Annotated in this window: 15 protein-coding genes and 2 pseudogenes; 8 read left to right on the top strand and 9 right to left on the bottom strand. The window is 54.5% G+C overall.

Annotation, left to right across the window (positions count from 1 at the left end; all coding sequences use genetic code 11):
- The gene (locus O77CONTIG1_RS22580) at positions 1–1,569 is read right to left on the bottom strand and encodes an AAA-like domain-containing protein (protein ID WP_286132467.1); all 1,569 of its coding nucleotides are present in this window, start codon (positions 1,567–1,569) and stop codon (positions 1–3) included.
- Positions 1,570–2,079: 510 nt separating this feature from the next.
- Positions 2,080–2,418: a hypothetical protein gene (locus O77CONTIG1_RS22575; protein WP_068515488.1), complete on the bottom strand. Its 339-nt coding sequence runs from the start codon at positions 2,416–2,418 to the stop codon at positions 2,080–2,082.
- A 271-nt stretch (positions 2,419–2,689) separates the two neighbouring features.
- Here O77CONTIG1_RS22575 and O77CONTIG1_RS22570 point away from each other — a divergent pair, with 271 nt between their 5' ends.
- Both O77CONTIG1_RS22570 and O77CONTIG1_RS22565 read left to right on the top strand, forming a co-directional pair.
- A complete protein-coding gene (locus O77CONTIG1_RS22570) occupies positions 2,690–4,516 on the top strand; it encodes an ABC transporter ATP-binding protein (protein WP_068515486.1) in 1,827 nt (608 codons plus the stop codon).
- 258 nt (positions 4,517–4,774) lie between these two features.
- Positions 4,775–6,097, top strand: a complete 1,323-nt coding sequence (locus O77CONTIG1_RS22565; RefSeq protein WP_068515483.1) for a calcium-binding protein — start codon at positions 4,775–4,777, stop codon at positions 6,095–6,097.
- Positions 6,098–6,479: 382 nt separating this feature from the next.
- On the opposite strand, the gene cobM is transcribed toward O77CONTIG1_RS22565, so the two are convergent.
- Entirely contained in the window at positions 6,480–7,346 is an 867-nt protein-coding gene (gene cobM, locus O77CONTIG1_RS22560; protein ID WP_286132466.1) for a precorrin-4 C(11)-methyltransferase, read from the bottom strand.
- A 411-nt stretch (positions 7,347–7,757) separates the two neighbouring features.
- Complete coding sequence (locus O77CONTIG1_RS22555) at positions 7,758–8,621, bottom strand: DUF1186 domain-containing protein (protein ID WP_156435601.1); 864 nt, start codon at positions 8,619–8,621, stop codon at positions 7,758–7,760.
- A gap of 3 nt (positions 8,622–8,624) precedes the next feature.
- On the opposite strand from O77CONTIG1_RS22555, the pseudogene O77CONTIG1_RS28505 reads away from it, so the two are divergent.
- From O77CONTIG1_RS28505 to O77CONTIG1_RS28495, 4 genes and pseudogenes are all read left to right on the top strand, one after another.
- Positions 8,625–9,038: pseudogene (locus O77CONTIG1_RS28505) on the top strand (transposase); the annotation flags it as partial.
- A 169-nt stretch (positions 9,039–9,207) separates the two neighbouring features.
- Positions 9,208–9,597, top strand: a complete 390-nt coding sequence (locus O77CONTIG1_RS25820) for a transposase family protein (protein WP_068515477.1) — start codon at positions 9,208–9,210, stop codon at positions 9,595–9,597.
- Positions 9,566–9,715 (top strand): hypothetical protein, encoded by a 150-nt coding sequence (locus O77CONTIG1_RS28500; RefSeq protein WP_410503479.1) that lies wholly within the window; start codon positions 9,566–9,568, stop codon positions 9,713–9,715. Before O77CONTIG1_RS25820 ends, O77CONTIG1_RS28500 begins: the two co-directional genes overlap by 32 nt.
- Before the next feature lie 87 nt (positions 9,716–9,802).
- Positions 9,803–10,021: pseudogene (locus O77CONTIG1_RS28495) on the top strand (hypothetical protein); the annotation flags it as partial.
- Here the strand turns inward: O77CONTIG1_RS28495 and O77CONTIG1_RS22545 are convergent.
- The 3 genes from O77CONTIG1_RS22545 to O77CONTIG1_RS22535 form a co-directional block, all read right to left on the bottom strand.
- On the bottom strand, positions 9,984–11,126 hold the full coding sequence (locus O77CONTIG1_RS22545; RefSeq protein WP_068515474.1) for a HAMP domain-containing protein: 1,143 nt from the start codon (positions 11,124–11,126) through the stop codon (positions 9,984–9,986). The pseudogene O77CONTIG1_RS28495 and the gene O77CONTIG1_RS22545 overlap by 38 nt on opposite strands.
- A 220-nt stretch (positions 11,127–11,346) precedes the next feature.
- Complete coding sequence (locus tag O77CONTIG1_RS22540; protein WP_084782927.1) at positions 11,347–12,792, bottom strand: DUF2252 domain-containing protein; 1,446 nt, start codon at positions 12,790–12,792, stop codon at positions 11,347–11,349.
- Between the two features lie 66 nt (positions 12,793–12,858).
- Positions 12,859–13,842: an HAD-IC family P-type ATPase gene (locus O77CONTIG1_RS22535; RefSeq protein ID WP_068515471.1), complete on the bottom strand. Its 984-nt coding sequence runs from the start codon at positions 13,840–13,842 to the stop codon at positions 12,859–12,861.
- Between O77CONTIG1_RS22535 and O77CONTIG1_RS22530 the strand changes: the two genes are divergently transcribed.
- Together O77CONTIG1_RS22530 and O77CONTIG1_RS22525 are read left to right on the top strand one after the other, a co-directional pair.
- Positions 13,827–14,543 (top strand): transporter substrate-binding domain-containing protein, encoded by a 717-nt coding sequence (locus O77CONTIG1_RS22530; RefSeq protein ID WP_068515469.1) that lies wholly within the window; start codon positions 13,827–13,829, stop codon positions 14,541–14,543. The genes O77CONTIG1_RS22535 and O77CONTIG1_RS22530 overlap by 16 nt on opposite strands.
- Before the next feature lie 614 nt (positions 14,544–15,157).
- The gene (locus O77CONTIG1_RS22525) at positions 15,158–16,324 is read left to right on the top strand and encodes a hypothetical protein (protein ID WP_068515466.1); all 1,167 of its coding nucleotides are present in this window, start codon (positions 15,158–15,160) and stop codon (positions 16,322–16,324) included.
- Between the two features lie 90 nt (positions 16,325–16,414).
- Here O77CONTIG1_RS22525 and O77CONTIG1_RS22520 read toward each other — a convergent pair whose 3' ends face one another.
- Together O77CONTIG1_RS22520 and O77CONTIG1_RS22515 are read right to left on the bottom strand one after the other, a co-directional pair.
- Positions 16,415–18,655 carry a GH3 auxin-responsive promoter family protein gene (locus tag O77CONTIG1_RS22520; RefSeq protein WP_172799742.1) on the bottom strand — a complete coding sequence of 747 codons (2,241 nt, stop codon included), beginning with the start codon at positions 18,653–18,655 and terminating at the stop codon, positions 16,415–16,417.
- A gap of 113 nt (positions 18,656–18,768) precedes the next feature.
- Positions 18,769–20,112, bottom strand: coding sequence for a sensor histidine kinase (locus tag O77CONTIG1_RS22515; RefSeq protein WP_068515463.1), 1,344 nt, complete (start codon positions 20,110–20,112; stop codon positions 18,769–18,771).
- Between the last annotated feature and the right edge of the window lie 10 nt (positions 20,113–20,122).

The raw sequence follows: 20,122 nt of genomic DNA, 5'->3' as shown, positions 1-20,122 counted from the left end.
CTATGCTCCCAGGCGATCGCAAAAATATTGACGATAGAGCTGACAGCGGGGCCGCACCTGATTATCAATCCGCATGACTAACCCCATGCTATCGAGCTTAAAGCTGTCGTCTGAGTTGAGGCTGATAGGATCGGCAGACGACACCACCATTTTCATCGCAGCTTTGAGCGCAGGGTTTGCCTCAACGGCTCGCAGGTGAGATACCAGATGATTTTTGTAGATTCCGGCTTCTGTCGGCGCAGTTCTAAAGAAATCGTCTAGCGTTTGATCGCCAATTGCAATGTGATACAGCGCTGAACGCACGAGGTAGGGGTGTCCACCGACCAGCGCCATAAATTGCTCGATGGTGGCATTTGTCCAGTTCAGCCTGTGCAGCGTGACCAGTTCCTTCACCTGTGCCGCAGAAAACTCGCCCAGTTCAACTGGCAGCCCCACATTAAATGGAGACTGGTTAATGTCTTTTAGCAGATAAGGTTCTAGCGAATAAACGATGATGAATCGCAGGTTTTCCCAGAGCGGATCGATGCGCGATCGCTCGTGCCAGCCGCGCAGCAGCCCGCAAAAATCCGTTTCGATATCAGGATATTTAAACACCTGATCGAAATTATCGATTGCAATGACTAAGGGGCGATCGCTCTCTTCCAGCAGATACTTTTTAAAGTAATCCGTGCAATTGTCGTTTGCCCCAAAAATATCTTCCCAATACTCTTCTGTTTTGACTCGCACCCCTAGCTGCTTGCCCACCGATGCACAAAACCATTGGATGTATTTATCCAGATCGTCAAATAGTTTTTTATTAGCCTCGTCGAGGTTCAGTGAAACTGTGCGATAGCCCAACTGCTCAGCATGGGCCAGCACCCGCAGCATCAGTGAAGACTTGCCCATATTGCGCGGCGATTTAATGCGAATAAGCGCTCCACCTTTCTGGATTTCTTCGTAGCAGCGCTCCTCATAAGACGAGCGAATATAGAACTCAGACCCAACGCGAATTGCGCCTTCTGGATTTTCATAAGGGCGCGGCTGAACTGCCTCTGAAATAGGCATTGCCGTTTCAAGCGGGACAGTGAAAAAGCTGGAATTTAGTGCAGTTAATAAATTAGGTTTAGCAGATGAGCTTGCAGATAGTGTGGATGTGGCAGCAGGTGAGCGAGCTGGCTTATTTCGCAGTTCTTCTGCCATTTCCAGGGCTGCCTGACGAACGCCTTCCGCCACGTTGGCAAATGCCTCGTCCTGGTTGCTCCATTTAGTGACGGGTCTTGCGTTTTTGGGCAGCGCCTGAAATTCGCCAAACAGCGCCCCTTTCCAATCGACCGGACGCAGAATGATGGGAATCACTCGTGCTTCACCTGCTTTATGACGGGCGATCGCCCGCTCCATCTCAACTTCGTAGCAATAGTCAGAATTCAAAAAATCTGCACTGACCAGCAGCAAGATAATATCGGCTGCATCGAGGTTGTCGTCAATTTCCTTAGCCCAATTAGTTCCCGCAGTAATTTTGCGGTCGTGCCAGGACTTGATTACATCTTGCCGCTGAAGATTGGACAGGTGCGTCGCTAGCTTATCGCGCAATCGCTCATCTTTATGTGAATAAGAGAAAAAGACCGTAACAGGTGCCGGTGGAGAGTTGGTATATGACATTTGAGGACTGAGTAGGGGGCAAAACTCACGCTCACAGTTCGATTATCTTGGATGAATCAAGAATTTGCGTTTCTGTTTACCTCAGCTTAAGATTGCGACCTAATTTGAAACAGAAATATACAAAATCAAGACCCTAACGGAACTTATGCAGTTGAAACGAAATTTGTGGATATTGAATGATTTTTCGCAGGCGTAGCCCATAAAAAATCATTTAACTGCGTAAGTCTTATTTAATTGATACCTTATTGAGGCGTAAAGCAAGGGGGGTTTTACCCCCTTACCAGTCTTTTGCCTGGGCTTGGGTAAACAAAGGCGCAAGGGCAGATACACGGCGATCGCTCTACATTTCGCAATGCAGAATTCGGACTGTAGAATTCGCACTGCAAAATCAGAGCCGTAGCGGCTCAAAGCATTCAGTTTCACAGCGGGAAATGGCACAGTTCAGTTGCTAACTTTAGGAATAAATTTGTTCTGAGATGGCTTAGCGATCATTTCCACACTTTGCCTTCTCGTAATACGCCTTATTGCGATCTCATTTCCCGACTGCTGCGACAGGAGGTTGCCTCGGATAGTTGAGCTGCCTTCGTATCCCCAGTTGCCGTTTTGGTCAACCCAGTAGCGCCCTGCGGAGATGCGAGAACCCATCAAGCTTTCTAGCAGCGTCAGCTTTTGACCCTGCATCAGTTGACCATTCACAAAAACCTGAGCAACCGCAGAAGATGCGAACGGAACTAATAGAGATCCGAGAGACATTACGAGGGGAATTAGCGCTTTTTTCATGAGTATTGCACCTTGGCTTAAGGGGGGGCGATCGCCAGAGCCAGTCAAATTACTTGCTCTAAAGGGATATATCAGCCCGGACCAAATCGCTTATGCAGTTTCGGGTGCAATTTTTTTAGAGTCTCTGCCGCGAGGTTGCAAGAAGGATGGAGAAATGTAGCACAACTTGTATTATTTCATGCTACATTTGTAGTCTATCAGTGCAGAAGGGCGATCGCCCCTCCTTTTTTGGGGTGTGCCCTTCTGCCAATCTGGGTGGAGGTCTCCAGCTATGGCGAGTTCACAGGGTCTTCGCGACATTCTGAATTACTACAAACGATATCGGGGCCTCACGATATTCAGCATCACCGCCACCAGCCTGTTTGAAGTGGTGGATCTGGCCGTGCCCTACGCCATCGGGCAACTGCTGAATGCGCTGTCTGGGCAGCCGCTCGACGGGCCGTTGCAGCAGTTTGTGGGGCGGGTGGGTGCAGTTGGCGGCTGGGAGCCGGGGCGATCGCTCTCGCTGGTCGTGCTGCTGGGCATTATCTTTTTGGTGACGGTGGTTCGTGCGCCGATTCAGGCCTGGGTGGGGGTCTGGTTTCATTGGGACATTGCGCTGAAATCACGTCGAGATCACACGATTCGGGCGATCGCCAAAATTCTCTCTTTACCGTTGGAGTTTTATGACGAAAACAATCCGGGACGCATCTCTGGGCGAGTCGCGCGGGGCTTAGCCAACCATACCTGGACCTATCCCGAAGTTGCGGGTCAGCTTATTCCCAAGATCGTTCGCGTCCTTGGGATTTTTGGTGTCATCTTGCTGATTGAATGGCGGATCGCGATTCTGTTCCTGATCTCGTTCCTGCTGATTCTCTCATTCCTGCTGCACAACCTGCGGCGGCTGATCAAAAAAGAGGAGCAGCTTGATGAATACATGGAGAATACCGAAAGCCGCACCTCTGAAATCATCACCAACATCAAAACCGTGAAAGCCTTTGCCACCGAGGCGAAGGAGCTAGAGCGGCAGCGACAGCGAATCGAGCGTGAATTCAAGGTTGTGGATTATCGGATTCACAAGGGCTATGTCACCCTGTTTGCGTGGCAAAAGCTGGTGGTGGAGTCGTCGGTGTTTGTGGTGCTGGCGCTGACGCTGTGGGCGACGGTGCAGGGCAATATCTCGCTGGGGCATTTCGTCACCACGCTCACGGTGTCGAGCATGGCTTATGCAGAACTGGAGCCGATCTGCACGGTGGCCGAGGTGTTTGCCCGCCGCTATGCCTCGATGACCCGCTTTCACGAGTTCATGCAAACGCCCGACGGGCAAGATTCTCAAAACTTGCTCGACCCGCCAGAAGCGGTGCGCCATTACGAGTTTACGGGTAAGGTGCATTTTGAAAACCTGAGCTTTGGCTATGACCGCGATCGCCCGGTGCTGGAAAACATCAATCTGCTGATCGAGCCGCGCCAGACGGTGGCGCTGGTGGGTCGCTCTGGCTCTGGCAAATCAACGCTGGTGAAGCTGCTGTTTCGCTATTTCGAGCCGCACAGCGGGCGCGTGTTGATCGACGGACAGGACGTGCGATCGCTCGACATCACGGGCTATCGCAAACGGCTGGCGATCGTTCACCAGGAAGTGGACGTGTTCAACGGCACGCTGATGGACAACCTCACCTACGGCAACCCCTGCGTTACGCAAGAGGCGATCGCCGAAGCGTGCGACATTGCCCGCGTCGATGAGTTTGTGAAAACCCTGCCGCAGGGTTATTTCACGGTCGTCGGCGAGCGGGGCGTGCGGCTCTCCGGCGGTCAGCGACAGCGCCTCGGCATTGCCCGCGCCCTGCTGATGAACCCAGACGTGCTGGTGTTTGACGAAGCCACCTCCAGCCTGGACTACGAATCCGAGCGATCGATCCAGTTGGCGATGCAAAACATTCTGGGCACGCGCACGACGATCATCATCGCCCACCGCCTGAGTACGGTGCGGGAAGCGGATCAGATCGTGGTGCTAGATCAGGGTCAAATTGTGGAAGTGGGCAGCCATACGGAACTCCTCGCCCACGGCGGCATCTATCACCGCCTCCACGCCTTGCAGGAAACGGGTGAGCTAATGGCGTAATTTACTTGATCTAATCAATCAAGTATCGTTCCTCAAGCGTAATCCAAAGGGGCAGAGTGTGTTTAGCTCTGCCCTTTTTTATGCGTTCAAAGATTCCGCAAAAGGGTTCTTTAGGATTGAAGAAAGCATTGTCAGTCCAGAAGGTGGAATGCCTATTGCAGGCGGCCCATTTCTAACGTTTCATTTCAAACCCGGTGGATGCAGGAACCCCCTCCCCAGCTCCCGCGTCTCCAATAGCCCATACAAGAGGTTCGATCTATGAAGAAAAAAGCCAAGGGCAGAGGACGGCAGCGCAACCAGTCTTCCTTCTGGGGCGATGAGCGGTCGTGGGATCAGAGCGACTTCTTACCCACTTGGCTCGATCCGGCAGTGGTGGGCACGGCCTCTGGCGGCATTCCCTTCGAGTTTGAAGCCGGGCCCGTTTCGTTTGAAGTATTTAACGACGGCGTGCCCGACGGTACTGACTCGGTGGTGTTCTCCCTGTCGGAAAGCGACGGTTTGGGCTTTGCCAAATCGACCTACGTGTTTCGAGAACCCGCTGCGGGCAGCCAGATCTTCAGCATCCGCCTGGCAGAAGGGGCCGCATCGCAGGAAGTGACGATTATTCTGCTGGATGCAGGAGTGGTGCCGGTGCGGTTGGGCAAACAGAGCGATCGCTACGGGGGGTCTGCTGGCGACGACGCAATCTTTGCAGGCAAAGGCGACGACACGATAGACGGCAAAAGCGGCAGCGACACCCTGCGCGGTCAGGAGGGCAATGACACCCTGCGCGGTCGTGGCGGCAATGACTCGCTGTTTGGCGAAGAGGGCAAAGATAACTTGCTGGGGGGCGCAGGCAACGACACCCTCAACGGCGGCCCAGGCAACGACACCCTCAACGGCGGCCCAGGCAACGACATCATAGATGGTATGGCGGGGCGAGATTTGCTGATCGGCGGCGATGGCAAGGATATCTTGCTGGGGGGCGCGGGCAACGACACGATTTATGGCGGACTGGCCGACGGTGCAACGGAAGTCAACTTTGGCAATGACCAGGAACTCAGCGGCGGCGACGGCAACGACCTGATTTTTGGCGGCGAGGATGCCGACCTGATCTTTGGCGGCGACGGCAAGGATACGCTGTTTGGTGGCGGCGGCAACGACGAGATCTTTGGCGGCAATGGCAACGACCGCTTGGAGGGACAAGAGGGCGATGATACCCTCAGCGGCGGCGACGGCGACGACACGCTGCTGGGCAACGCGGGCAACGACTCCCTGACCGGCGGGCTGGGCAACGACAGCCTCAGCGGCGGCGAGGGAAATGACGTGCTATCCGGCAACAGCGGCAACGACACGCTGGCGGGTGGCGCGGGCGCAGACACCTTCTCGTTTTTCAGCTTCGACGGCGTGGCGACGATTCAGGATTTTTCTCGCGCCGAAGGCGATAAAATCCAAATTTCTAAATTTGGCACTGGGGCGATGCTGACGAGCCAGTTTGCCTATAGCAGCGCCACTGGAGCGCTGACGTTTAACGGAACGCTGGTGATACAGCTTCAGCCGGGGTTGACCTTTTCACCCAGCATCGACTTGGTGCTGTTCTAGGTGACCCGGCCGGCCTAGTGTCCATCCTTTTAAAGGATCGCTATGGACGAAATTGCGGAGGCCCAGCGGACGCTGACCGGCAATCTAAAATCGCAAATCCAAAATCCAAAATCCAAAATCCAAAATCCAAAATCATAAGCTCGCCTGTGAAGCATTTGCTGCATCAGAGAAGGCTAAATCCCGACAGAAAAGAAAAGAGCAGACGGAGCGCACCGCCTGCCCTTCAGGATCACTACTGGTCTTTGAAAATAGTGTATTGGGTTTTCTGTGAAATTACGGAAAAGTTCAAAGTGCTTAAGTAAATATTCTGAGAATTGTTCTGAGAGTTCCTGAGCTTGCTCCTTTCCCCGCGACGCTCTACGGACCCTTTACGATAGCTGAACTATGGCTGGATCGCTCTCCTGGAGGGCGATCGCCGGAATAGGTGATCATGCTCTGGGTTATACAAGCGCGATCGCACGGATGTTTCAGATCTTTTCGCAGAACCCCTTGCTGCCGCTAGTGCTGGACTAATCACGTATAGCGTCGTGCGAATCAGGTCTTTTTCCTGCGTGGTTGCTGCCATCTGGCTGAGCGGCGTAAGCCAGATTTGCTCATCGGGCCAGCCCAGCCGAAAGCAAATCGCCACAGGCGTATCGGCGGCATAGTGTTCCATGAGTTGCGACTGGGCGGCTTCTACATGGCGAGCGCTGAGGTAGAGGCACAGGCTGGCTTTGTGCGCTGCCAGAGAAGCCAGATTTTCGGCATCGGGAACCTGGGTGCGCCCGCTAATCCGCGTCAGGATGATGGTTTGCACCAGTCCGGGCAGCGTCAGTTCTACCTTCAGCCGTGCCGCCGCCGCCTGAAACGCGCTGATGCCCGGAATCACCTCAAAGGGAATGTCCGCTGCTGCCAGCAGGTGCATTTGTTCGTGGATGGCGCTGTAGAGGCTGGGGTCGCCGGAATGCAGCCGCACGACCGATTGGTGCGATCGCACTCGCGCCACCATCAGTGGCAAAATGTCTTCCAGCGTTTTGTTGGCCGTCCGCACAATCTCTGCATCCGGACGAACACAGCCCAACACCTGCTGCGGCACCAGCGAATCGGCTACCAGAATCACGTCTGCCTGGGACAGCAGGCGATAGGCCTTCAACGTCAGCAGTTCTGGATCGCCGGGCCCCGCGCCCACGATATACACGGCTGGCTCCAGCGGTTCCGCTGTTCCAACTGCAAGATTTGCCCCGAAATCAGTGACCTGAATACCCATCATTGGCGATCGCCCCAAACGTGATTAGAAAACTAGGACTGATGCAGTTGGATAATTTCCCGTAGCGGATAATTTCTCGTGGGCTGCACCCGCGAGAAATCGTCCAAAATTCAGCAAACCGCTCGCAAGTGTGTCAGTCCTGAAAGCAAAGTGTAGCGAATATTTGCGAATATTTAGGGAATTCACAGCGTTTCCTTTTTGGGCGCGACCGAGACAAAATAGAGCGTCGGCCGCCACACCTGTCACTCGCCACACCTGTCACTATTCCGACAGCTTTCAGCGTCATACATTACGCCCGCACATCGGTCACGGTTATAACACAGGGGCGATCGCGCTGTTTCTATGAACGCTGTGATATTGACCCAATAGGACAGGGAGGGGCGATCGCCACGGGGCAGGGAATCAACAATTAGCTTACTTACTCTTCTTTTTCGGCTTCTTCTGTGCAGTTTCAGCACCAAACCCCTTAGAGGGAGACGCAGGCAGCTTCGACGTTTTCACCCTCAGCCGTTCTGCATCAACCCAATGCCGACGCTCATACACTTCCGCTGGCGAGAGCAAGCCTAAGTGACGCTGCACATCTAGCCAGTCTCCACATATCGAAAAGTCTACCCATTTCGCAGCATAGGCCTGCTCGATGATGGGCGCAGACTCCCGAGATGCCAGATCCAGCAGGCTATTGACCAAAACCCCGTTCATCTCTGGACTGTTGCTGGAATACTGCTCAAGCGTCGCTTCCAGAGCCGCCACACATGCTGCCCTCAGCTCCGGGTGGGTTTGACCCAGTTTGACCAGGATGTTAGCTGCTGTCCAGCGGCAGTAGAAAGGATTCTTTGGATTTTCTAAAAAATCCCGAGTTGGAGAGAGAGCCGCCGAACCAATCAGCGCAAAGACTTCAGGCATTTCTTCATTGAACCAGTCATGCTTTTCCATAGCGCTGAAGACTGAGAGCAGCGGCTCAACTGCATCCTCGGCTTTGAGCTGCCCTAGTGCCCGCCACGCATGAACAGGTGCCCAAGACTCTGGGTTATCCGACTCAGCCCAATTTAATTCCTGATCGATCGCCATTCGAGTCAATTCAGGAATATCCGCCTCAGTGAACCCATACTGCTGGGGATAGTCTATCCACTTGTGATGTAGGCGCAGGCGCTTTTCCCCAAGCTGAAGCAACACGTTGACGGGTGGAGAGTAAGTTTCAGAAGTCATAAGGCGTTGTTGTATGAAGAGGGATTGCGGAGGGGAGCGGAATGGTAGGTTGTAGTTACCACACCGCAACATGCCATAAAATCTCAATACCGCATCCGCAACTGGTCTGAGTATAACGCCGGATTAAAGCAACGGGGAAGCCTCACCGTCTGGGTCGAAGAGTCCGTGCTGGAGTCATGGATTGTTGAGGATTGAAGCGGTAAACCAGGTGCGTCTACAGCGTTTTTGAAGCTAGTGAGGCACGCAGATGGTTGAGAAGTCTTTTCCTAGTCAGGACTGTGTGTGCCTCACCCTGCAAGAAGATGCTGTATCCTCTATAGCGATCTTGCCATCCAAACAATGGCGACCGTCAAAGCCGTTTATCGTCTAGCGGGACGGCAGTGCCAAGGCTTGCTCGAATCGATTTTCGAGTTGATGGGAATCGACCTACCTGTGCCAGACCACAGCACCTTGTCTCGGCGATTGGGTCAATTATCCATTAGACCTCCTGCATGAATAGCAACGTGGTGTGACAGTTGAGGATCGCAGCCAAGCCAGATAGATTCTGAATAAACACCCACTCTAGCAGCAGATATGCGATACAGCGAATTAGCGCATCTATCGAAGCCCGAGTTCAAGCGCTTGTGCGGGGTCGGTCAGCCGTGAGACATTCAGCGAGATGGTTGAGGTGTTGCGCCCCCATCTAGGCCCCCATCTAGATCGTCAAGGGCAACGGGGCGGACAAGCCAAGCTCAGTGTGGAAGACCAACTGCTGGTGGCGTTGGAGTACTGGAGAGAGTATCGCAGCCAGTTTCATATTGCCGTCAGTTGGGGAATCCACGAGACCACCGTTGGGCGAATTGTACGCAAAGTCGAAGACCTGTTGGTCAAGGGCGGTAGGTTCCGACTGCTGAGTCAGCGTCCGCTCTATCAACCGGGTTGGGAATGGAAAGTCATGATGGTGGATGTAGGGGAGATGGAAATTGAACGTCCCCAAAAAACAAAAGCGCTACTACAGCGGCAAGCAGCAATGCCACATGCTGAAAGCCCAACTGCCAGTGGAGTTTGAAACTGGGCAGGTAATTGGCACCGCTATTGACACCGGCAGAACCCATGACTTCCAGCTGCTCAAGCGCAGTCGCCTGCCGGTTGTCTCCTCCCAGTTATGCTTAGCTGACAGAGGCTAGCAGGGGTTTGCCAAACGCCATGCGGGAGCCTGTACACCCACCAAGAAGAAGCGCCAGCAACCCTTACCAGACGCAGAGAAGCAGCATAATCGGGTCTTAGCACGACTGCGGGTGCGCGTTGAGCATGTGATTCGTCGCTTCAAGATTTTCCGCATCTTTTCAGGACGTTATCGCAACCGCAGGAAACGCTTTGGCTTGCGGGTGAACCTGATTGCTGGCATCCTCTTTACAAGCAGAAGGAACGGAGATTCTGATTCCACTGGGTCACTTACGATTGCCAAAAGTCCTCATGTCGGAAATTTTTGAGATCATCTTGAATTTCCTGAAAATAGTCGCTCTGGGTAATTTGGGCCACCTGCTTTTGCCGTTTTGCCTGATCAATTTCAATAGTGAGTTCCATCACTTGCTGCTTTAGCTGACTCTCACGGCGCTCCACGCTAGCCGCCATCATTTGAAACATTCGCGCCAGTTGACCCAGTTGATCGTCTCTCGCGGCCACTGCGCTCAGGCTTTCGGGCTGAAATGTGCCTTCATCGACCGCAGTAGCGGCCGCTGTCACTTGGTTCACCAGTTCGATGTAGTCCTGCATTTCCTGGTTATGGCGGCGCAGGGCTGCTTCTGCCTGCTTGCGATCGCCCATTGCCCTGCTAATCTGCCCATACATTTTGTCAAACGTGCCAATGACTTCGCCAAGCTCGTCCGACCGTTGATAGCGCAGCGAGGTAAACTGCGGTGCGGCTTCATCGGCGGCCACTGCCTCCCCCGCCAGCGCCAGATCGCGGCGCAGCGTCAAGATTGGCTGGATCAGCAGCCGACTCAACAGCAGCAGCATCACCAGCGTAATGAAGGCCGCAATCAGCAGCACCAACCCCGCGATTCGCAGGATATACAGCATCAGCGCGTGCTGCGTCTGATCGGCATTGTGTCGCAGCACCAACCAGTGATTTTCGGTTAAATCTGGCAACATTCCCTCACCGATGCCCGTTGTCGTCCAGGCGATGTCGTACCGGCGTCCTGCACTGCTGCTAAAAAATTGACGGCGGTTTTGGCGGGCTGCGTCTATGGTCAGCGCTGGCAGTTCTCCAAACCCTGCAACGCGCCTTCCGCTGGCATCGTAGACTGCGCCGCCTAGAACTCCCTGAAGCATTGGGTCAGTTTGCAATTGCTGCAAGTGCTGGGCCAATTCTGCGCCCGATGCAGCCGGGTAGGTGGTGATAATCCAGCGTACCTTACCTGTCGATACTTCTTCAATTTGCTCTAATAGTTCATCGCGGCGATGCTGCACAGATGGCACCAGCAAAATGCCTTCGATCGCCACAAGGCTGGCAAAAATTCCCAAAATAATGCGCTGCGAAAGGGGCGATCGCCAGAGCTTGATCGGGTCGTGCAACCACTGGAGCAAAGACTTCATAGCATCTATCAAATGGATGGGCATAAATCAAGATAAAACCGAAGCCCTGTGCCGCCCGCAGCGGTTTGAGATCTGGTTTTAATCTGGTCTATTTACTTCATCTCTCACTTCATCTCTCAGTCGATGGGTACGAGATAGTTTCTCCTCCGCAGGCGAAGATTCATCAGAAATCATGCTAGCTTAATCAGTCTAAGCATGAGTTTAAGCATTAGTTCAAGCGTTAAACATTAACATCTTCGGCAACTGGGAGCCGCCCCTGTCGCGCCGCCGCCACCAACCGATCATAGTCTCGTTCCGTTTGATCTGCATAGGCATGAGCAAACCGAGTCAGCGCGTCGTCCAATGCTGGGCTTTTGCCCATGTAACCTGCCAGCATTGCCGCATCGCCGGATTTCGCGTGGGCCAGAGCGAGGGCCCAACCGCACAGCACGCCATAATTTGGCAACATTGAGGGAGAAAATTTACCGGGTTCGAGCTTGAGCGAGCCTTTCATATCGCGCAACTGACGAATATAGTAATGAACGCCATCCAGACTTCCCCAGCCCAGAAAAATGTCAGGGGCACTCTGGATCAATCGCTGCCCGATGACGACCCGATGACCCTGATGCCCGTCGGGCAGGCGATGCTGACAGCGCGTGTCTTGGTCTACATAAGGCGCTAAGACCGAGGGTTGGGCTTCCTTAATTTGCAGAAACAGGGGATCGTTGTCGTCTGCGCCCTCCAGATAGATAACCGAACATCGAGTCCCGACGCTGCCCACCCCTACGACCTTGCGAACCCCGTCCAGCAGCCGATAGCGGGAGAGCAAAAAGCGGCGATCGCCACTCAGAGAAGTCATATAATCCTGCATTAGCAGGGCGATCGCTTCTACGGGCGATCGCCCACTGCTTGTCGTTTCCAGGCGCACAATCAAAGGCGGCGACTCCACAATGCGGCGCTGTTCGTCGATCAAGTCTGTGATCTTATCTAACGTCTGCAAGTTGGTTCGTTCACGGGCTTTGGTCAACAAACGGTCGGTTTTCTGGCGCAATTCGTCAGGTAGCTTTTGCAGCAACTCATCTTCCGAAATCGTTTCATACCAGAGTTCTAGATAACCCATCTCAGCATAGATTCGCAAATTTTGCCGATAGGACTGCACAACCGCCCGCACCGCCTCCTCACACAGCACCGAATCTGCTCCCAGCGATCGCCCTGCCACCACAAAACTCGCCACCAGCCGCTTTAGATCCCACTCCCAGGCTCCTGGATAAGTTTCGTCAAAGTCGTTAATCCCAAAGATCAGGTTGCGCTCTGCTGATGCAAATACGCCAAAGTTCGATAAGTGAACATCCCCACAAGCTTGCACCGTCAAACCCGTTGTGGGTGCTGGAGCAATATCCCGAATCATAATCGCGGCGGCTCCCCGAAAAAACGCAAAGGGAGAAGCCAACATCCGCCCATAGCGAATCGGCACGAGGTCAGGTAAGCGAGTTTGGGCTTGCGCTTCTAGAAGGGCGATCGGGTCTTCGCGGCAATCAGCCGAAAAGTAGTCGCCCTGGGCTGACCGCTTGAGAAGCTGCCGCAGAGACTTGCCATCTGCCAGGCGCTCTGAGACAGAGCGATATTCAGTAGAGATTGGCAGCGTAGCCTGATCGACCGGGAGATTTGCGGGCAATGAAAACGGCATGGGTCTTATCTTATATCAATTCTCGATTTTGGATTTGCGATTTTGGATTGCCAGTCCACCAAGGCACTAGAACGGAAGTAGACCCAGAAAGCGCTCTATCAGCCTGCGTCGCCAGATAAAGCGCACCACCAGCGCCCACACCACCGCAACCAGCCCAATCCCGATATATTCCTGCGGTTCCAGAGGAGCCAGTTCAAAAAAGCGGCGTAGCGGCGAAATCGTGATGATTAAGATATACGCCAACAGCACCAGCCCGGACAGAATCGTGTAGCGCCAGTCTCGGCTCAGCGGCTCTCCACCCACCCAGCTCGACGTAGGCGGCTTGAGAAACGGCAGCAATAGCAGCCCACCCAGAATCTGCATCGTCACCATCGCCGCCTCCGCAATTTGTTGCGCCTGATTGATTTGGGCGCGGCTAATTTGCTGCGCCAGTTCTTCCAGAGAAATCGCCCCACCTAACCAATCCATCAGCGGGCCGACATTTTCTGCCAAAAAGTAGAGATAAACCAAAACGCTTGCCAAGGAGAGGGTCAGCGTCGCAGGTAAGACAAAATGGCGAACGGATTCCCACAGCGACACCTTCGGCTGAGTGGGGCGGGCCCAGAGCGTGACAAAAAAGGGCGGCAAGCCGACAGTGAGGAATGTAACAATCGTGCTGGCTTTGATGCTAAAGGGAAACGAGAGCGTAATCATGCCGATCGCCACGATCGCCAAGATGAACGAAAAGATGCGAACCATAAATAGCTTGCTAATGTCCACCACGCCGTTGCGGATGCGTCGCCCTTCGGTAAAGATTTTGGGCAAGGCGCTAAAGGTGTCGTTGAGCAGCACAATGTCCGCGACGCTGCGCGTGGCCTGGCTGCCGCTTTCCATCGCAACGCCGACATTCGACTGCTTGAGCGACAGCACATCATTCACCCCGTCGCCCATCATGGCAACATAGTGCCCGCGAGACTGGAGGCTCTGCACCAGCCGCGCTTTTTGCTCTGGCGTAATGCGCCCAAAAATGGTGCTTTCCTCAGCAGTTTGGGTGAATGCTGCATCTTCCATTTCTGCCAGAGTATCTTCCCTACTTGACTGCCTCCTTTGGACAAGTGCTGACCCAGCGGGCGGCGGCCTTCAGCAACGACGAAAATCGGCTTTATCTGATTAAATCTTTATCCCCGGCGCAGTTGGTCGCTGCCTACGGAGGGCAAGTTCCGGGCGGCGATCGCCCTCTTGCATCCCGTTCTTCACTCGTCGCCGCTAGTCGTTCCGTGCTAGACGATCTAGACGCAACGGGCGTTCTGAGAATTGGGATTCGCTCCGAAGTGGCTCCGCTGGGTTACGTCAACGATCAGTCAGAGTGGACGGGCTTTTGCTTTGACATGGCCAGGCAACTGGCTGACTATATTACGAGGACGGAATCAAGGTCGGTGGCGCTGGTGGTGCTGCCGTCCAATGCAGACAATCGCTTTGACCTGGTTCGGAATGGATCTGTCCATCTGGAATGTGGCCCCAACCCGATCCACACCACGGTCAACGGAATTGTCTTCTCTGAACCTTTTTACGCTACGGGCAACTTTGGGCTAGTGCCCAATGAATCTCTGGAATGCAGTTTCTATGGTCTGGCTCTGCCCGATGGCGATCGCCCCTGGCGCTCCTTGGTCAATCGCTATTTGCGCTCGGAACCTGCTCGATTGCAGCGTCGAGAGTATGCCAGGAACTTTGATACCGATAATCTATTTAACCTGGAAACCTGCTTTCGCTGAGTCCTATAAAATGGCGATCGCCCTCAAATTCTGACGTTGCGGACTGGCAGGAATAAGATAAAAGCAACATCTCCTCTCTGACTTGGAGTCGCAATGCTAGTATACTTGAACTGTTTTTCGCCTCAGATTTGAGTGCCCCAAATTTAACACCTCTCAGAGCGATTTTGGAGTTGTAATTTGCCCGAACCTCAATTCCTCCCTGAAAGGTGAGATATTTTTGCACGCTTTCTTCAGAAATAAGCTATTCTAAGTAAGCTATTCTGTTGAGGCTCTGGTCAGGTTGATGCAAACCACATTGAGGCGAAGGTGACGAGTGCTGTGGGTTAAGCGTATCTCACGTCCGCCGCCCCAACCGCTGCGATGGCGGACGATCGGGCGATCGCGCCAGGTTGCGCCAGGTTGCGCTGCACGGATAAAGCCGCCGCGCCCTACTCACAGTCTTCTGCCATTTTTGCACCTGAACAGCAGCACACGCCGATGCTCCAATCTGTAAAATCCCTGAACCATAAGCAGTTCAGCCTGCGAAGCCTGATCGCTAGAACCAAGGCGGGCGATCGCCCCAATCCCACCGACTCTCGTATCCCATCCGTCATCCCCAGACTTCCAAGACCATCATGACAAACGATTTCATCACGACCGACCAAGACCAAGTAAGCCACACCGACCTAACGAATGCTGCCGAAATGCTTGCCAAACTGACTGCGACGACCACTGACAAACCCCAAACGCCATCTGCCGCTGAGTCTGATGAAAAGCCGTCTAAAACCCGACGCGCTTACCGAAAGCCCGTGATTGTGGATTTGAACCTGCTAAAAGCCGTTGCAGAACAGATCGGCATCAAAGGTAAAAACCGCAGTTCTGAAGATCTCTTGCACCAGGTTCTAGAAATATTTTTGGTGCTGGGCGTTGATCCAGCAGAGGCAGTCGAGGCGCACGCTCAGTCTGCCCAACCCGCCTCCGAACCCGTCAACTCGGCCGAGGAGACCGCCGAATCTTCACCCGCCGCCGTTGACCTCAAGATTGTGGCAGATCAGGCCAAAACGCTGGCCTGGTTTACCAACGAAATCGAAACTCTAAAAAACCAGGTGAAGCAGCTAGAGCAAACGCTGCAACAAGGACAAGCCCAGCCCAATGCTCAGCTTGCAGCCCTCCAGCAGGAAAACCAGCGACTCCGGCAGGAGCGAGATGCAGCCGTAGAAAAGCTGGAAGCCTTCCGCAAGCTGCTAAACGGCAGCAGCACGCCAGCCCTTTCTACGCCAGCCCTTTCTACGCCAGCCCTTTCTACGCCAGCCCTTTCTGAGGAGGTCGAAATAGTACGTCCAGCAGTGCCCACTGTGTCGCTTGCCGAACCCGAACCCGCACCTGTAGCGTCGAAAAAAGCTGCGTCCCGCGTTTCATCGACCCGTGGCAAGAAGGCGATCGCCCCCACTGCTGCCAAGCCCACCGCCGCCAAGCCCACCACTGCCCGGCCCAGCGCCGCCAAAACCAAACCCGCCCCAGAAGATGCATCGCTCGATCCGGGTGTGCTAAAGGCGCTGTACGCCATTATGGACTATAACAATGCCCAAACCTCCCATGCAGACAAATGGGCAATCTCCTTTCCAGTGATGAAAGATCTCTGCAAGACCATCGGTGTGGCCACACAGACCAAAATCACCCAGGTATTTCGCACGAAAGCAGACCTGATCGAGCAGCACCACCAGGAGCATAGCCTGGGGCAGCGCCACAATCGGGTTCACCAAGGACAAAGCATTACCGACGTGATTTCGCTGGGGGTGTAGCTGGCTCTTACTCTATTGCAACTGCTCCATCACTGTTCTGTCGCTGCTTCTGCGATGCTCCACATACCGGAAGCCGAACTTGCAGCACGCTCAGAGCATGGGTGATGAGGTCAAAGCTGGCAGCGTGTGCTTGGCATGGCTAAAGTTTGTATGCCACATCAACACCTTACTCAGATTTGCGTCTGAAAGGTCGGCATAGCTAAAGTCTGTTCGCGTCAGAAACGCCCCATCCAGCACGGCCCCGCGCAGGCAGGCCCGATGGAGCCGTGCATCCGTCAGGTCAGTATTGATCAGGATACTTTCACTCAAATCTGCATCACTCAGGTTTGCCTCCCGCAGCAGTGCCCCTGTCAAGTTTGCGCCTCGCAGGACTGCACCCTGGAGATTTGCGCCGCTGAGGTCAGCATAGGAAAGGTCTTGCCCGCTGAAATCTACCCCTGCTAGATCCGCCCGAATTAGGTTTGCGCCCCTCAAGCAGTGCAGCTCTGACACAGGGCGGGTTGGGCAAGGTTGAGGCTCCCAAAGCGTTTGTGGCTGAACTTGCGGCGCTGGCTCATAGATCGGAGAACTTGGCTCAGGCCCGTTGCCGCTGAGCGCAAAATCTGATAACGCAATATCCGATTCGGAATGGCAGAATGGCTTGGCATTTGGGAAATCGCTTAGCCCGATTTCATACTGCACGGGTAGGCCCTCCAGCAGGGTTCGGTCTTCGCTGATATGGGGCAGCTTGAGCTGCGAATCAAATATACCGCGCTGCACCTGGCGCTGATGGAGCGTGGCAAAGCTGCCTGCTGCCAGAATCCGCAGACCAGGCGGAGGCACCTGATCCTGGCGGGCGCTGGCATAGAGTAGATTAGTCTGTTGCAGCCAATGTTCAAACCGCATTAGGAAAGAATACGGACGTGCTAGAGAATGTCCAGGGGCTAGCTCAATGTTCACCCAATATCGCGCTGGAAACTCATCGGCAGACAGGGTAATGCAAAAGTCTTGGAGCTTGATGTTGAACTCGCGCTGCAACTGTTCCATGACCTGGATCGCGTGAAATTCCGTTGTTTTCTCTGTCGTAGAAGATAGCAGCCCACCCTGCCGATGGCGAAACACAATCAGCGGCGCTTGTTCATAAAATCCAACGACTTCCACAACATCGCCGATGTCGTAACGATAGAAGCCGCTGTAGCTGGTCACTAAGATACGATATCGTTCGCCAACCTGCACCTCTACAGGCAGGAGGGTTTTGGGCTGTTCAACATGCCACTGATCCTGCGGGACGAATTCAAAAAAGCCGCTCTCGATTGCCAGAATGCTGCCGTCGGTGTTGAAACTGGGATAAACGCCAAAGGTGGCTTCGGCGGTGCCATAAACGCCGCCAAATACTGGAATATCGCCAAAGTAGTCGGGAAATCGCTCTAGATAAAAATTGGAGGTGCCGCCGCGAGCAGTGGTGAGATAGCTGAGTCCTGGCCAGGCCGCTTTGGGCGTGAGCCGACCCTCATAGTAGAGAGCAGCCCGCAAGTCTGTTGCCCGCTGGGGAGCCGCCGTAAATCGCCGTTCGAGCTGGGCCCGCAGGTGGGGTTCAAGCTGGAGCCACGGGGCGATCGCCCCCTGTTCTAGGTCGTGAATCAGTTCCTCAGCATAGGTTTCCAGATAGCGGCAGGTTCGCAGCATCAGCATCGGGAAATTGGCGACCCAGCCCCGCAAATCTGCATGGCGCAGCGCAAACAGCAGGCAGACATAGTGGCGAGCCAGGGTATCAGCGATTTCTAGCGCCTCGAAGGGCTGACTAAACAAATGCTGGAATAGCGGTCGCCCCTGACGAATGCTGCCCACGCTGACGGGGCCGGTGGGGATGCCGCCGCTCGTTGTTTGGGGTTGAGGCACTGCATTGGTGAGCAGTGCTTTGCCAAAGGGGAGGCGGCGCTGTTTCAGTTCGGCGATCGCAAAGCCCATGCTGGCCAGGTCAGCCCGACGCAGCGTGCGCTGATAGCGCCGAGTCACGGGCACTTGTTTTTTGCGGCTGGTGGTTCCACTGGTGAGGTTAATATAGACCACTGGATCGGGGTTGAGGACACCCCTTTCTCCCCGGGCAATTCGTTCTGTGTAGGGTTCATAGAAGCTGTAGGGCAGCACCGGAACTTGTTCACGGAACTGCTCCAGCGTTTTGATGGTTGATAGTGCAAACTGTTGTCCTAGCTCTGTATTTTTATGTGCTTGAATGAATTCTCTTAGAAACAGTTCTTGCGTTTCCATCACCTGCTTGGTCTTGTGGATCAGACGTTCTCGCGCATGTGCAGCATAGGATTCCAGCAGTGTGAGTGTAAAGCGATGATTCATGGGCCTAATCAAATCTTGCTAAAGAAACTGGGCACTCCAAAAGACCTGCACAAGATGAGGTCTGTTGTGCAGCGCCAGCTTCTACAGTGCCAGCCAAAAGTAACAAGAAGGTTTCAGAAATCCTGAGCGGTTTTTCCCTTGCGGCTTCCTTTTTGCCGGATGAGCGGCAACTGAATTTCAAAGACCGAGCCTTGATGGATTTGGCTGCGGACCGCAATGCTCCCCTGGTGGGCTTCAATGATTTGACGGGCGATCGCCAGTCCCAACCCCACGCCCCCGGTTTCGCGCGATCGCACGGCATCAGCTCGATAGAACCGATCGAAAATGTGCGGCAAATCGGCTGCATCAATTCCGATGCCTGTGTCTCTGACTTGCAGGATTGCTTTGGCGGGCTGTTGAGTAAGAACCAGGTCAATCGTGCCGCCTGCGGGGGTATAGCGACAGGCATTTTGCAGCAGGTTGGCGATCGCCATTTGCAAAACTTGCGGCTCGGCGAAAACCAGAACGGCCGTCTGTGGCACTGTGCAGCGCAGGGTTTGCTGACGGTGGGTGGCTTGCGCCTGGGTCGCGTCTACAAGCTGTTTCACCAGTTGCCCCAGATCAACGGACTGCAAAACATGCGGCGGCAGTTGCCCAGAGTGTCGCGCCAAAAACAGGAGTTGACCCACCAGGGCGCTCATGGATTCGGCAATCTCGACAATGGTTTGCAGGCGGTGGCTCTGCTCCTGGGGGTCCACCGGCTCCATCAGCCCAACCTGGGCATTGCTGAGGATGCCCGCCAGAGGCGCGCGCAGCTCATGAGACGCATCGGCAGTGAATTGCTGGAGCTGCTGATAGGACTGGCGAATCGGCTGCATGGCCACGCCACCCAAAATCCAGCCTGTGAGGGCGATCGCCCCCAGCGCCACTGGCACGCCGATCGACAAGAACAGCCGCAATTCTCGCAGGGGTTCCTGAACCGAATCGAGGGATGCCGCAATTTGCAAAAAGCCCAGCACCTCCTCGCCCCGACGCACGGGCAGCGTGAGCTGGCGAAACTGCTGAGGCGGGCCGACCCGTGGCGGACTGGATGGAGCAGTCGGGCGCAATGCCGCACCCGTCAGAGTGACCAGTCCAATAGGTGCCTCCAGCGTGGCAGCGGGAATGTCTCCTACAAACTGGAGGAGCCGTCGATCGGGCGTATACCACCGGGCAAAGTGCAAGTAGGTGTCTAGCGCCAGCGTATCGTTTCCAAGCAGGGGCACACTTTCCAGGTCGATGCGCCGAATCGATTGATACTCAATCTCTTCAACGCCGCCCGCCATGATTTGGGCCGTATTGTAGAGGTCTGCGTCAAAGGTTTGCAGGCGATCGCGGGCCTCGCGCCAATACAACAGCGCTGCAAAGACGACCAGAATGCTGCCCATCGAGAGCGTAAACCAGGTAGCTAGATTTTGGCGGCTGCGGTTGAATAGCATGTCAGCGGCG

It is taken from the genome of Leptolyngbya sp. O-77 (genome assembly GCF_001548395.1).
In the GTDB taxonomy this organism is placed as follows: domain Bacteria; phylum Cyanobacteriota; class Cyanobacteriia; order Elainellales; family Elainellaceae; genus Thermoleptolyngbya.
Note: the sequence above shows the minus strand (reverse complement) of the source record. Positions and strands in the feature narration are given on the sequence as shown.

Excerpts from the sequence above, each read along its gene's own strand:
- O77CONTIG1_RS22575 (WP_068515488.1), bottom strand. The coding sequence starts at position 2,418 with ATGAAAAAAGCGCTAATTCCCCTCGTAATGTCTCTCGGATCTCTATTA.
- O77CONTIG1_RS22570 (WP_068515486.1), top strand. The coding sequence starts at position 2,690 with ATGGCGAGTTCACAGGGTCTTCGCGACATTCTGAATTACTACAAACGA.
- O77CONTIG1_RS22565 (WP_068515483.1), top strand. The coding sequence starts at position 4,775 with ATGAAGAAAAAAGCCAAGGGCAGAGGACGGCAGCGCAACCAGTCTTCC.
- cobM (WP_286132466.1), bottom strand. The coding sequence starts at position 7,346 with ATGATGGGTATTCAGGTCACTGATTTCGGGGCAAATCTTGCAGTTGGA.
- O77CONTIG1_RS22555 (WP_156435601.1), bottom strand. The coding sequence starts at position 8,621 with ATGTTGCGGTGTGGTAACTACAACCTACCATTCCGCTCCCCTCCGCAA.
- O77CONTIG1_RS25820 (WP_068515477.1), top strand. The coding sequence starts at position 9,208 with ATGGTTGAGGTGTTGCGCCCCCATCTAGGCCCCCATCTAGATCGTCAA.
- O77CONTIG1_RS28500 (WP_410503479.1), top strand. The coding sequence starts at position 9,566 with ATGCTGAAAGCCCAACTGCCAGTGGAGTTTGAAACTGGGCAGGTAATT.
- O77CONTIG1_RS22545 (WP_068515474.1), bottom strand. The coding sequence starts at position 11,126 with ATGAAGTCTTTGCTCCAGTGGTTGCACGACCCGATCAAGCTCTGGCGA.
- O77CONTIG1_RS22540 (WP_084782927.1), bottom strand. The coding sequence starts at position 12,792 with ATGCCGTTTTCATTGCCCGCAAATCTCCCGGTCGATCAGGCTACGCTG.
- O77CONTIG1_RS22530 (WP_068515469.1), top strand. The coding sequence starts at position 13,827 with ATGCTGCATCTTCCATTTCTGCCAGAGTATCTTCCCTACTTGACTGCC.
- O77CONTIG1_RS22535 (WP_068515471.1), bottom strand. The coding sequence starts at position 13,842 with ATGGAAGATGCAGCATTCACCCAAACTGCTGAGGAAAGCACCATTTTT.
- O77CONTIG1_RS22525 (WP_068515466.1), top strand. The coding sequence starts at position 15,158 with ATGACAAACGATTTCATCACGACCGACCAAGACCAAGTAAGCCACACC.
- O77CONTIG1_RS22520 (WP_172799742.1), bottom strand. The coding sequence starts at position 18,655 with ATGAATCATCGCTTTACACTCACACTGCTGGAATCCTATGCTGCACAT.
- O77CONTIG1_RS22515 (WP_068515463.1), bottom strand. The coding sequence starts at position 20,112 with ATGCTATTCAACCGCAGCCGCCAAAATCTAGCTACCTGGTTTACGCTC.